At 59.3% G+C, this 12,934-nt stretch carries 14 protein-coding genes; 3 read left to right on the plus strand and 11 right to left on the minus strand.

Annotated elements, in window-relative coordinates:
• Positions 1–1,056, plus strand: a complete 1,056-nt coding sequence (locus Q1A63_RS00550; RefSeq protein ID WP_298968357.1) for a saccharopine dehydrogenase — start codon at positions 1–3, stop codon at positions 1,054–1,056.
• Here Q1A63_RS00550 and Q1A63_RS00555 read toward each other — a convergent pair.
• The 5 genes from Q1A63_RS00555 to Q1A63_RS00575 are packed head-to-tail and all read right to left on the minus strand — an operon-like array spanning position 1,053 to position 5,664.
• Positions 1,053–1,784, minus strand: a complete 732-nt coding sequence (locus Q1A63_RS00555; RefSeq protein ID WP_298968359.1) for an SDR family NAD(P)-dependent oxidoreductase — start codon at positions 1,782–1,784, stop codon at positions 1,053–1,055. The genes Q1A63_RS00550 and Q1A63_RS00555 overlap by 4 nt on opposite strands.
• Entirely contained in the window at positions 1,781–2,344 is a 564-nt protein-coding gene (locus Q1A63_RS00560) for a DUF3833 domain-containing protein (RefSeq protein ID WP_298968360.1), read from the minus strand. The genes Q1A63_RS00555 and Q1A63_RS00560 overlap by 4 nt, the downstream gene beginning before the upstream one ends.
• A 4-nt stretch (positions 2,345–2,348) precedes the next feature.
• Entirely contained in the window at positions 2,349–3,584 is a 1,236-nt protein-coding gene (locus Q1A63_RS00565) for an MFS transporter (protein WP_298968361.1), read from the minus strand.
• Positions 3,581–4,339 (minus strand): DUF1365 domain-containing protein, encoded by a 759-nt coding sequence (locus Q1A63_RS00570; protein ID WP_298968363.1) that lies wholly within the window; start codon positions 4,337–4,339, stop codon positions 3,581–3,583. The genes Q1A63_RS00565 and Q1A63_RS00570 overlap by 4 nt, the downstream gene beginning before the upstream one ends.
• Positions 4,336–5,664 (minus strand): FAD-dependent oxidoreductase, encoded by a 1,329-nt coding sequence (locus Q1A63_RS00575; RefSeq protein ID WP_299630303.1) that lies wholly within the window; start codon positions 5,662–5,664, stop codon positions 4,336–4,338. Before Q1A63_RS00575 ends, Q1A63_RS00570 begins: the two co-directional genes overlap by 4 nt.
• Before the next feature lie 207 nt (positions 5,665–5,871).
• Between Q1A63_RS00575 and Q1A63_RS00580 the strand changes: the two genes are divergently transcribed.
• Together Q1A63_RS00580 and Q1A63_RS00585 are read left to right on the plus strand one after the other, a co-directional pair.
• Positions 5,872–6,444 carry a sigma-70 family RNA polymerase sigma factor gene (locus Q1A63_RS00580; protein WP_298968366.1) on the plus strand — a complete coding sequence of 191 codons (573 nt, stop codon included), beginning with the start codon at positions 5,872–5,874 and terminating at the stop codon, positions 6,442–6,444.
• A gap of 8 nt (positions 6,445–6,452) precedes the next feature.
• Positions 6,453–7,112, plus strand: a complete 660-nt coding sequence (locus tag Q1A63_RS00585; RefSeq protein ID WP_298968368.1) for a ChrR family anti-sigma-E factor — start codon at positions 6,453–6,455, stop codon at positions 7,110–7,112.
• Positions 7,113–7,220: 108 nt separating this feature from the next.
• Here the strand turns inward: Q1A63_RS00585 and Q1A63_RS00590 are convergent, their stop codons facing one another.
• The 6 genes from Q1A63_RS00590 to Q1A63_RS00615 form a co-directional block, all read right to left on the minus strand.
• Complete coding sequence (locus Q1A63_RS00590; RefSeq protein ID WP_366524248.1) at positions 7,221–8,363, minus strand: mandelate racemase/muconate lactonizing enzyme family protein; 1,143 nt, start codon at positions 8,361–8,363, stop codon at positions 7,221–7,223.
• Complete coding sequence (locus tag Q1A63_RS00595) at positions 8,320–9,270, minus strand: 2-hydroxyacid dehydrogenase (protein ID WP_298968369.1); 951 nt, start codon at positions 9,268–9,270, stop codon at positions 8,320–8,322. Before Q1A63_RS00595 ends, Q1A63_RS00590 begins: the two co-directional genes overlap by 44 nt.
• On the minus strand, positions 9,271–10,119 hold the full coding sequence (locus tag Q1A63_RS00600) for a fumarylacetoacetate hydrolase family protein (RefSeq protein ID WP_298968371.1): 849 nt from the start codon (positions 10,117–10,119) through the stop codon (positions 9,271–9,273). It lies immediately after the preceding gene.
• A gap of 68 nt (positions 10,120–10,187) precedes the next feature.
• Complete coding sequence (locus Q1A63_RS00605) at positions 10,188–11,987, minus strand: IlvD/Edd family dehydratase (RefSeq protein ID WP_298968373.1); 1,800 nt, start codon at positions 11,985–11,987, stop codon at positions 10,188–10,190.
• Positions 11,984–12,745 (minus strand): SDR family oxidoreductase, encoded by a 762-nt coding sequence (locus Q1A63_RS00610; protein WP_298968375.1) that lies wholly within the window; start codon positions 12,743–12,745, stop codon positions 11,984–11,986. Before Q1A63_RS00610 ends, Q1A63_RS00605 begins: the two co-directional genes overlap by 4 nt.
• 14 nt (positions 12,746–12,759) lie before the next feature.
• Positions 12,760–12,927: a hypothetical protein gene (locus tag Q1A63_RS00615; protein WP_298968378.1), complete on the minus strand. Its 168-nt coding sequence runs from the start codon at positions 12,925–12,927 to the stop codon at positions 12,760–12,762.
• Between the last annotated feature and the right edge of the window lie 7 nt (positions 12,928–12,934).

A 12,934-nucleotide genomic window follows, 5' to 3' on the forward strand; every position in this document is an offset into this window, starting at 1 on the left:
ATGGTCCATATTTGGTTACGGGCAGAGCAGCGAGACAATGAAACCCGCGTTGGGTTGACCCCCAAAGGCGCCGTGGAATTGATGGCGGCGGGCATGCGCGTCAGCGTCGAAGCGTCACCAACCCGCGTGATCCCTGATGCAGGGTACCAGCAGGCGGGATGCACGATGGTGCCAAGCCACTCCTGGCCCGATGCCCCAAAGGACGCCATCATCTTTGGCCTAAAGGAGTTGCCGGAGGACGGCACGCTCCTGCCGCACCGCCACATCATGTTTGGTCACGCGTTCAAGGGCCAGCCCGCGGGGTTGCGCCTGTTGCAGCGGTTCAAGGCCGGGGGTGGCACCTTGCTGGACCTTGAATATCTGACCGATGACAATGGTCGCAGGCTAGCCGCATTCGGCTATTGGGCCGGGTATGCCGGAGCCGCCGTGGCCCTGAAATGCTGGGCAGCGCAGCAACTTGGCGGGATCGCAAGGCCGATAGGCGCGTATGAGAGCTCCACCCATCTGCTGGCGGACCTGCAATCCGATCTGGTCGCCACAGGCAGCCACCGGCCTGATGCCTTGATCATCGGCGCATTGGGTCGTGTGGGCTCAGGCGTTGCGGATCTGTGCACCGCGATGGGGGTCGCAACCACCAAATGGGACATGGCCGAAACCGCCGGTGGCGGCCCTTTTCCGGAAGTTCTGGCGCATGCGCTTTTCTTCAACTGCGTGCTGGCGCGTCCGGGGACACCGGTCTTTGTGCCCGGCGATACAGGCACACGAGATCGCAGGCTCAGCGTGATCGCCGACATCGCCTGCGACCCGGACAGCGACTTTTCCCCCATCAAGGTCTATGACCAGACCACAACCTGGGAAACACCTGCCCTGCGTGTGCATGAAACCCCCGCTCTGGACGTCACAGCCATCGACAATCTGCCGTCCATGCTGCCGTTGGAAAGCAGCGAGGACTATGCGGAACAGCTCTTGCCGGTGCTGGCGTCGCTGTCTAAACTGGACGCAAGCGTATGGTCCCGTGCGACCGCCATCTATGCGCAGCACATCGCGCGGCTTTAGGAGAAGATGCGGTAATAGAACCAATCGGGCAAGAACTGGCTGCCACGGAAGACCCAGGAAAACACCTGAGGAAAGCTAACCTTGAACTTGTTGGTGTTCATCTGCTTGAACATCTCTTCGGCAGCCTCTTCGGGGGTCATGATAAAGGGCATCTTGAAGTCATTCTTTTCCGTCAACTGGGTCTTGATGAACCCCGGATTGGAAACCTGAACCTGCACGCCGGAGCCGCGCAAATCGGCATACATGCATTCTGCCAGTGACATGGTTCCCGCCTTGGACGCGGTATATCCGATCGAGCCCGGCAACCCGCGAAACCCGCTGAGGCTGCCGGTGATCACGATATGGCCCGCATCGCGCCCCACCATGCCCGGCACAACAGCGCCCATGACCCGCACAAGCCCGGTGAAATTGATGTCCGCCATGGCCGTCGCGTGCTCCGCATGCCATTCCTGCGCCCCGAAGGGCCAATAAACACCCGCCAGGAACACCACACCGTCCAAAGGGCCAATCGCCTCAACGGCGTCCTTGACGCTTTGATCGTCTGACACATCGACGGTTTGGTAGGATCCCTCATGCGGCAGGCTCTCCACAAGCGCCTTCAGCTTATCCTCGGACCGGGCGGATACGATCACATGCGCGCCTGCCTGGCTCAGCCTTTTGGCCAGAGCGGCGCCCAGACCGTCACCCGCCCCGACCAGCCAATAGCGCTTTGCCGTCCAGTCTTTCATGTCCCGTCCTTCGGTCGCATCGTCGCCACCAGTTCAGCGACCTTGATCCCGAATTTGCGGAATTGAGAGCGGTTCATGATCGTGCCGTTGGGTGCCAGGTACATCCAGTCCACCGTGTTGAGCACATGCCCCCCTGATGCCTCCGGCAGTTTGATCCGGTATTTCAATTGCACTGTTGGCCCGGTCTGTTGTCCTATCCCTGCGCCAATGACATCCCCTGCGGTCGCCCGAATGCGGCCATTCTCGGAGAGCGTCAGGTGCCACTCGCGGTCTTGCGTACTGCCATCGTCATAGACGAACCGTTCCTTCAACGACCCTTTGGTACCATCCCATTTCCCTTCGAAATCGGCAACAAACCGGCTGCTGACCCGCCCGAATGGCCCGTAAATGACCCCTTCGCATAGGAGCGGTCCATTCAGATGATGACGGACGTCAAATTCCGGTGTCGCATCTTCATAATCCTCGGGTTTCTGCGCAACGAAACCCATCGACTGCCTCAACACCCACACCACAAGAAGCCCGAGCGCTGCGCCAAGAAAGATGTATATCCAAGCACTCATTCGTTCAGACCTCCCTCAGGTTGGTCATCGCCAAAAGGGCGATGGCCATCAGTTTCAGACCGCAAGGCACCGCGGCATAGAGAAACGCGAGCAAACCCAGCGCCTCCGCGGAGTTGTTGGCCGCGGCACCGCTTTCAAACCCCGCACGCTCGAGCAATGGCAGCAAGCTGACCGCCGCAAAGGCGAGCGTCAGCTTCGACACAAATGACCACAGGCCAAACCCTTCCGCCGCCGATGGCGAGATGCGCGCCATGCGATTGGCAAAGATGGCGGGCAGCAAGGTCAGGTCCGCCCCCAGCGTCGCACCCGAGGCCACGCATATGATAGCAAAGAGCACCCAATCCCCCGGACCAAGGGTTAACGTAAGCCCAAAGGCGCAAATGGCCAAGATCATTGCAAGGATCAGCACATCCTTGGGTCCGATCCGCTCCGCCAGCTTGCTCCAGAAAGGTGCCGCAACGGCCGCCGACAGAAAGAAGAGCAAAAGCAATGGACCCTCAAAGCCGGGCATGGCCAACCGGCTTTCGACAAAGAACAGGAACAGGGTCGAACTGACAGCAACGGGGGCGGCATTGATCAATGCAATCAGCAGCAAGCGCCGGGCGAGCGGGTCTTTGAGCACCACGCCAAACCCGCTTGCGGGTGCCAGCCCCACCGTGCTCCATTCGCTGCGCATTGCAACGGCGGCGGCGACCGCCAGTATGCAAAACCCAAACGCAAAACCGGCGAAAGGCGCAGAAAACAAAGCCGCAAGTGCCACGGGGGCAACAGCCGCCGCACAGACCCCCAGCAGTGCGCCACTTTCACGCCAACGCGCGAGCCGCAAGTGACCCTGGCCCGCCATTTGCGTGCCTTTCATGACCCCCTGCGCGTAGAAGTTTATGGTCAGAAAGCTGAAGGCGGAAAACACCAGCGTGAGGGTCACTCCGAACCAGATCAGGGGCGGCAGAAGTGGCGGGATGGCAAAGAGACCGAACATGGCCACCGCGATCACCGCACAGCCGACTGCCACCGCGGTGCTGCGATGGTCCCGCAGGCGTTCAGACAGTTTGCCCAAAAGCGGGTCCTGCACGACATCCAGCAAGCGCAGCCCAAAAAGCACGGCCCCTAGTGCGGCCAGCGAGACGCCATATTCGTCGACGTAGAATTTCGGCGCGTGAATGTAGATCGGCAGCCCGGCAGCAGCTAGGAGTGCCGCAAACAGAGAATAGGCCGGAAGACGCTCCGTATTTTGCGTCACCGCGAGACCTCTTTTTTCGGCGGATTGGGGCGTGCGCGGTAGCTGGCACCTTTGAACCACAGCTTAAGGGCCTGCCAGTGGATCAAGGCCAAAACGCGGCGTGCACCAAGGGGCCGGCGCACTGCAAAATTCAGGATGGCCCGGTTTGTCAGCGGTTGACGTTTGCCCGTCAGGGTCGCGATCAGTCCGCCGTCGCCGCGCGCATAGTCGATCCAGATGCCGATGCGCGTGTCCGAGATGTCAAAGCGAAAGGTGTATCCGCCTTCGACGGGCTGGAACGGCGAAACATGGAAAATCTTGGTCGCCTTCAACGTGTCGGTGGGCGCAATCGGACGCAGGTCGGGATGGTGGCACAGATAGCTGTGGCGGTCGCCAAATGTGTTGCTCACCTCGGCGATGACGGTGATCAACGCGCCATTCGCGCGCAGACAGAGCCAGAAACTGACCGGATTGAAGACATGCCCAAGCATGCGTGGCTGTGCCAGCAGTTCAACCTGATCGACACCGGTGATCTGATGGTGTTCGAGCACTTCGCGCACCCAGGGCGCGCCGCGCCCCGCCCCCGGGGCACCGCCGTGATCAGCGTCGTGCAGCGAGGTCAGCCCGCGCCTGTTGCGGCCAAACAACGCGGGGGTTTGCACATCCGCTTCCGCGTCCAGCAGAACGTAGTCGACCGAATAGCGAAACGTATTCTCAACAGACCCCTTGCGACCGTGATAGGTTTGTCCGGCGATATGATCGACGCGGGGGCTCATTCGGCTGCGACTCTCTCCTGCTCGACACTGCGAAGGTCGCGCACCACATCAACCGCGCTGCTCAACCCGTCCTCATGAAATCCATTTTTCATCCACGCACCGCAGAACCAGGTGTTTTGCGCGCCGTTGAACGATTGGACGTCCTTTTGCGCCTCCAGCGCTGCCAGATCGTAGACCGGATGCCGGAAGGTCACACTGTCATAGATCAACTCTTCCCGGATCCTACGCTTTGTGTTCAGGGTGACGAAGTGCAGGTCATCCTCGGGGATCGGTTGCAACGAGTTCATCCAATAGGTCAGATCGATGCGATCTGATTTTGCGTCCTTGTCTTCGGTGTAGACCCAGCTGGCCCAGGTCTTGCGCCGTTTGGGCATGAGGGACGTATCGCAGTGCAAGACGATGTCGTTGGATTGATAGGCAATGGCACCCAATGCTTTTTCTTCCTGCTCGGATGGGTCGGTCAGCAAGCGCAGGGAGTCGTCCGAGTGTGTGGCAAAGACCACGTGGTCAAAGACTTCCGGTTCGCCGCCCCAGGTGCGTACCTTGACCTGGCCCGGACCCCGCGTCACGGAGTGTACCGCAGCACCCGTTCTCAGCTCCGTGCCAGCGGCCCGCAACGCTGTCTCAAGCCGGTCCACATATTGTCGCGACCCACCCTGCACCGTGTGCCACTGATGCTGCCCGTGCACGCCCAGCAGCGCGTGGTTTTTGAAAAACTGCACCATCGCGTGGGCCGGAAAATCCATGATTTTCTGTGTTGGCGTCGACCAGATCGCCCCGGAGAGCGGCAGCATGTAATAGTCGCGAAACCAATCACCCGTACCCAGCCGCTCCAGAAAAGCACCCAAACTCAGGCTCCGGTCCTCCGCAACCTTCACCGCATTTTTGTTGAACCGCAAAATGTCCCGTACCATGCCCAGAAATGCCGGGGTCACGGCATTGCGCCGCTGTGCAAAAAGCGCATCAAGAGAGGTCAGCGCATATTCCAGGCGCCCCCCATCAATGGATGCCCCAAAGCTCATATTCGATTTGACGGTCGGCACATTCAACTGATCGAACAGCGCAGACATGTAGGGGTAGTTTTCGTGATTGAAGACGATGAAGCCGGTGTCCACCGGCTGATCACCGTTCTTGCCCGCCATCACCGTGCGCGCGTGACCGCCCAGCTTGGGTTCGGATTCAAAAAGCGTCACCTGATGGGTTTTGCCCAGCATATAAGCCGCACCCATGCCCGAAATTCCCCCGCCAATCACAGCGATTTTTTGAGTATTTCTGGGAAGCGGGTAGGATGAGAAGGTGCCTGTTGTCAGAGCGTCGAAGGGCATAAAATGCGGATCCATTCTTGGGCGTCGTGATGCGGTGTATACGCTGCGTGCCATAAAATGGATGCATTAGAGCAGAAACAAAGTTTTTTTGATCCGCCTGTGCAGCTGCAGCGTAACTTATTCATGTTAGCGGGTGTTGAAAGCGAGATACAAACGACAAACGTGATGAAGGTCACGTGCGCAGTTCCTGCGCGCCCGCAACGGACGATGAAGGCTAGGCAAGAGCAAGTGAGCGTGAATACCAGTCCTGCAAGGCTGCTTTGGGTGGAGCATGTGAACCGTATCAGGGATCACAAGGACACTCAGGCATTCGCTGAGCTTTTCGATCACTTCGCCCCGCGCGTGAAGGGTTTTTTGATCAAGTCGGGTGCGGATCCGTCGCTTGCCGAAGAATGCTCGCAGGATGTGATGGCTGCTTTGTGGCACAAGGCACATCAGTTCGATCCGACGCGGGCCTCCGTTGCAACGTGGATTTTCACGATTGCCCGGAACCGAAAAATTGATCTGCTGCGCCGACAGCGCAGACCAGAGCCAGAGGACCTCACCTGGGGTCCGGAAGAAGAACCAGATCAGACGGATGTTCTGACGCTGCAACAAGAAACGGAAATTCTGGGTGCGGCGCTTGCCAAATTGCCGCCCGCCCAAAGGGAGTTGATCGAAAAGGCGTATTTCGGGGATCTGACCCACAGCGAAATCGCAGCGGAAACCGGTCTGCCACTTGGCACGATCAAGTCTAGAATACGATTGGCGCTGGAACGCTTGCGCCACGCAATGAAGTGAACATTGAGATGACCGAGACAATCAAACACCACCTGAATGACGCCGTGCTGATGGCCTATTCTGCCGGTACGCTGCCGGAGGCTTTCAACCTGATGGTTGCATCCCACCTGTCGCTTTGCGACACCTGCCGCGCGCAGGCCGAAAGCTTTGACGCACTTGGGGGCGAAGTCCTTGAGCAGATGCACGAGGCCGATGCGGTTGCCCTGCGTCCGGAATGCCTTGAGGCGACGCTTGCATTGATCGCGGGCGGCCCGGTTACGACGCCGAAAGAGGAAGCTTCGCAATGCGCCGTCTTGCCGAAACCGTTGCGTGACTATGTTGGCGGCGATCTGGAAGCGATCCGTTGGAAGCCCATCGGAATGGGCGTCAAACAAGCGATCCTGCCAACATCAAAGGATGCCTCTGCCCGCCTGTTGTTTATTCCCGCTGGCACCGCGATGCCGGATCACGGCCACGAAGGCACGGAAATGACCATGGTGCTGAAGGGCGCATTTCAGGATGAGGACGATTATTTCGCACGGGGTGACGTGGAGATTGCGGACAGCGACATGCACCACACACCTGTTGCGGACATCCACGAGGATTGCATTTGCCTGGCCGTGGCGGACGCGCCGCTGCGCTTTGACAGCCTGATCCCGAAGATCGCCCAGCGCTTTCTGCGCATCTGAGCGCCGATAGCGCTTCGCGACTTGTCTGAAAAAAGGGCGTTTGACTTAACGCATTGAACCCGGTGATTTCAGGCGTTTTGACTAGGCTCGGATTTTCAGGAAAACGCCTTAGAGACTTACCTCAAAAGGCGTGAGGCTGGGCCAATCAAAGGTCACGCCAATTCCGGGATCGTCAGGTGCGACTGCATGATGATCCCGGATGACCAAGGGGCGTGCGGTGTAACGGTCAATCGGGAAACTGTGCACCTCCAGCCATCCACCATGTGGTTGCGCAGAGACCAAACTGACGTGCAGCTCCTGCATCCCATGACTGCAGACCGGCACCGCCGTGCCGCGGGTGAGGTCAGCGACCTGCAACCAGCCGGTGATGCCACCACAATTGGAGGCGTCCGGCTGGACAAAGCCCAGGTCGCATTGCGCCATCGCCATCTCGAATTCGTGGATCGTATGCAGGTTCTCACCCTGCGCGACCGCCATGCCCGTTGCCCGCGTGATCTCGGCATATCCCGCGTAGTGATCGGGCAGGATCGGCTCCTCGAACCACATGATATCCTGGTCCTTCACCGCCTTTGCCAGCGATATCGCCTGCGCCACGGTCATCGAATAATTCGCATCGATCATGAAACCGGCGTCCGGGCCGATCTGCTTGCGGACGGCCCGAATGCGCGCGATGTCCTCTTCTTGCGTCGGTTGGCCGATCTTGATCTTCACCGCGTTCAGACCAGCATCCAGATAGCCTTGGACATGCGCCAAGAGTTTCGGCAACGGGTAGGCCAGATCGATTCCACCGCCATAGGCCTTGCAGCTCTTTCCCGCGCCGCCCGCCATCTGCCACAGCGGCTGGCCCGCCGTCTTGCAGCGCAGATCCCACAAGGCGATGTCCACCGCCGAGATGGCAAAACTGACGATCCCGCCGCGCCCGACGTAATGCATATGCCATTGCATCGCGTCATAGAGCGCTTCGATGTCCTCGCAGTCCCGCCCCACCAGAAAGGGGGCGAGATCATGATTGATCATTGCCGCCGTTGCATGGCCCCCGCGACCACCATTGTAGGTGTAGCCGGTTGCCTCACGGCCATCTTCCAGCGTCACCGTCGCGGTGATCAGATGAAAATGGCTGTGCTGCCCGTGTTTTGCATCCACCAGCACTTCGTCCAGGGGCACATTGAACAGGCGCGCATGGACGGCGGCAATCCTGGTCATCGCCTCACATGTCTGCGCATTCAGGCACCGGGCTGATGACCGTGCCATTCTCCAGATGCTGCAACAGGTTATCGACGGTCAAAGCGCCCATTGCCGCCCGCGTTTCATGTGTCCCGCTGCCGACATGCGGCAATAGCACGACATTGCTCAACTGACGCAATGCTTCCGGTACTTTTGGTTCCGCCTCGAAGACATCCAGACCGGCCCAGCCCAGACGCCCGTCCTGCAGCGCTGAGATCATCGCTGCTTCATCCACAACCGACCCGCGGCTGACGTTGATCAGCGTCCCTTGGGGGCCCAGGGCGTCCATGACCTCGCGGTTCACGATCTTGTTGGTCGAGGGTCCTCCGGGCGTGATGCAAATCAGGGTGTCCACGTCCCGCGCCATATCCGTCAGATTGTCATAGTATTTGTAATCGACATCTTTCTTGCTGCGCGAATGATAAACAATGGTCGTACCGAAGGGGGCCAGTTTGTCCGCGATGGCCTGGCCGATGCGGCCCAGACCCAAAATGCCCACGGTTTGCCCATCCGCCGAGCGCGTGAGCGGCGCGTTGCCTTCGGCTTCCCAGCGCCCGGAGCGCACATAGGCATCGTCCCGCAGCACTTCGCGGTAACAGGCCAGCATGAGCAACACCGCCGTTGTCGCAACCTCGGCGTTCAGAACATTAGGCGTGTGGGTCACAACCACCCCTTTGGCCTTCGCCGCAGTGGTGTCGATGGCGTCATAGCCAACCCCATAACAGCTGATCGCCTTGAGGTTCGGCATCGCCTCCATGAAGGCGGGTTTTACACCGTCATGACCGTTGGTTGCGACATGCGTGATGCTCGCGCCATGCTCCGCCAGCCAAGCTTGCGGGTCTTCCATGTCCTTGGCTTTGTGGATGGTGAATTTGGCGCCCAGCCGCTCCAGCATGATGTCCGTCGCGCCACCGATTAGAAAAAGTTCAGCCATTTATGCGTCCTCCGTGACGGTTTGGCGCTGATGTCCCAGGCCATCGATGGTCAATTCGATCACATCGCCTTTATTCAGGTAAATCGGGTGCGGTTTCATGCCCATACCCACGCCCGGTGGGGTGCCGGTGCTGATCACATCACCGGGCTGCAACGTCATCAGAGACGACAGATGCTCGATGATTTCGGCTACGGTGAAAATCATGGTTTCGGTGTTGCCGGTCTGCATGCGCTTGCCGTTCACATCGAGGCTCATCGACAGGTTTTGCGGATCCCCGACCTCATCCCGCGTCACCAGCCAGGGACCGGTCGGCCCAAAAGTGTCGCAGGACTTCCCCTTGGTCCAATTGCCCGACAGATGGTTCTGGAAATGCCGTTCCGACACGTCGTTGATCACACAATATCCGGCCACATGATCCAGCGCGTTTTCCTTGCTGACGTATTTGGCGGGCTTGCCGATCACCACGCCCAGTTCGACCTCCCAATCGGTATTGGTCGAGCCGCGCGGCATCGAGACGTCATCGTTCGGGCCAACCACGGCCGAGGTGGCCTTCATGAACAGAACCGGGTGATCCGGGAACGGGTTGCCGGTTTCAATCGCGTGATCCTTGTAGTTCAAACCGATGCACATGAACTTGCCGATGTTCCCGACGCAAGCGCCGATGCGCGGGCTTCCCTCCACCGCTGGCAGGCTCGCAGGATCGATGGCACGCAGCTTTTCCAACCCTGCGTCCGACAGAACATCGCCCGCAATATCCGTGACATGCGCCGATAAATCGCGCAGCGTACCACCTGCATCCAGCATTCCGGGTTTTTCAGCGCCCGCAGCACCGTATCGTACCAGTTTCATAGATCTTCCTTCAGTAATTGTCGCGCCAAAGGCGCGCAGTCAGTTGGTATCGCGCCACAGGCGCGTCGTCAGTGGTTGTCGCGCGGCATGAAGCGACGCGCGATGTCTTGGTACTTGTCGGCATCTTCAAGAATCATGCCTTGATCAAAGCGGCCAACTTTCTCGCGGAAATACTGTTGCCAGGGCGATTGGCTTTCGGGCGCGTCATAGCCGCCATTGGCCTCAAAGGCGCGGGCGCGTTCGGCCAAAGTGTCCAATGGCACCAACATATCCGCGGTGCATTTGTTCAGATCGATGCGCACCCTGTCGCCGTTTTGCAGCAACGCAAGGCCACCGCCTGCCGCCGCTTCGGGCGAGGCGTTCAGGATCGACGGGCTGCCCGACGTGCCGGATTGACGACCGTCGCCGATGCAAGGCAGTGCCTCTACGCCCTTCTTCAGCAGGTATGACGGCGGTCGCATGTTCACCACTTCCGCCCCACCGGGATAGCCCTTGGGCCCGGCCCCGCGCATGAAGAGCACGCAGTCTTCATCAATGTTCTCTGCCGGGTCGTCGATCCGGTGGTGAAAATCTTCCGGCCCGTCAAAGACAACGGCACGCCCCTCAAAGGCATTCATATCCTCCGGGTTGGACAGGTATTTGGCGCGAAAGGCTTTGCTGATCACACTGGTTTTCATGATCGCGCTGTCAAAGAGATTACCAGTCAGATTGATGAAACCGGCCTGCGCTTTGAGCGGATCGGACACAGGTCGGATCACCTTTGAGTCCTCGCTGCGCAGATGACCACAATTCTCGGCCATGGTTTTGCCGTTCGCAGTGATCACATCCGGATGCGGCAACAGACCCGCCGCGATCAGCTCGCCCACAACCGCCGGCACACCGCCCGCACGCTGATAATCCTCACCCAGATATTCGCCCGCCGGTTGCAGGTTCACCAACAGCGGCACATGATGGCCAACCTTCTGCCAGTCGTCATTGTCCAGCGGCACATTCAGATGCCGGGCAACGCCGTTGAGGTGAATTGGCGCATTGGTCGATCCACCAATCGCTGAATTGATCACGATGGCATTTTCAAAGGCCTCGCGCGTCATGATGTCCGAGGGCCGCAGATCCTCCCAGACCATATCCACAATGCGGCGACCGGTTTCATAGCTGATCTGCCCGCGCTCGCGATAGGGTGCGGGGATCGCCGCTGCGCCCGGCAGTTGCATGCCCAGCGCTTCGGCCAGCGAATTCATCGTCGTCGCCGTGCCCATCGTGTTGCAATACCCAACGGAGGGCGCAGACGAGGCCACCAGTTCCATGAACCCGTCGTCATCGATTTCACCCGCCGCCAGCATCTCGCGCGCTTTCCAGACAATGGTGCCGGACCCGGTACGCTCCCCGCGGAACCAGCCGTTCAGCATCGGACCGACCGATAGCGCCACCGCCGGAATGTTCACGGTCGCCGCCGCCATCAAGAGGGCAGGTGTGGTCTTGTCACAGCCAATGTTCAGGACAATGCCATCCAGCGGATAGCCAAAGAGCGTCTCGACCAGCGACAGATAGGCAAGGTTGCGGTCGAGCATCGCCGTGGGGCGTTTGCCGGTCTCCTGAATGGGGTGCACAGGCACCTCGATACAGGTCCCGCCAGCCGCGATTATGCCGTCGCGCACCCGTTTGGTCAGTTCCAGATGGTGCCGGTTGCAAGGCGACAGGTCACTGCCCGTTTGCGCGATCCCGATGATGGGCTTGCCGGACTGCAGCTCTTCGCGCGTGAGCCCGTAGTTCAGATAGCGCTCCAGATAGAGCGCCGTCATCTCCGGATTATCCGGGTTCATGAACCATTTGCGTGATCGCAGATCGCTAATGTCGATTTTCTTGGTCATTGGCCTGACCACCCCCCGTCAATGATATGTGGATGCCCGGTGGTGAAACCGCTTTCGTCGCTTGCGAGATACACCACAAGCGCTGCGATCTCCTCTGCCGATGCCACGCGCCCCATCGGCTGGCGTGACACGAATTGCTTCATCGCTTCGTCTTTGCTGCCGAGCTGTTCGCCAAGCGCATCGACACGGTCGTGCCAGCTGGGGCTTTCCACGGTGCCCGGGCAAATGGCGTTGCATCTGATGCCTTTGGCCACGTAATCCACCGCAACAGATTTGGTCAGACCAATCACCGCGGCCTTGGTTGTGCCGTAGATAAACCGATTGGGCGCGCCTATCACCGACGAGCACGCAGACGACATGTTGATGATCGATCCGCCGCCGCGTTCCAGCATACCCGGCAGCGCGGCGCGGATGGTGCGCACCATCGATCGGACGTTCAGGTTCACCGCGAAATCCCATTCCTCATCGGTCGCATCAAGCACAGACCCATGGTGCACGAAGCCCGCGCAATTGAACAAAACGTCCGGTTGGGCCGCTGCAACACCCGCTTTGACGCTATCATCGTCCAACGCATTTAACTCGAAAATTTCGATATTTTCGTGATTCGCATCCCGAATCGTGGAAAGCGCATCCATGTTAATGTCGGTCGCGAAGACCTCAGCGCCCTCTTTTGCCAGGGCGAGCGCACTCGCACGACCAATCCCCTGACCGGCGGCCGTGACCAACGCCCGCTTACCCTTAAGTCTTTGCCCTGACATAATATTCTCCCCACTCACCAGCGTCCGCTTTCACCGTTGGCCGCAAGCTGAACCAACCAAGGAAGTGCATCAAAATCGCTGACTTCATCAAAAAACCACCGGACGGGCTGGTCCAATGGCTCGTTTTCGTTAGCGTATGACAGGAGCCAGGCTTTGGCTACTGCTTTGAAAACAGAAATCATGGGGCAC

The sequence above is a fragment of the uncultured Roseobacter sp. genome (assembly GCF_947499265.1).
In the GTDB taxonomy this organism is placed as follows: Bacteria; Pseudomonadota; Alphaproteobacteria; order Rhodobacterales; family Rhodobacteraceae; genus Roseobacter.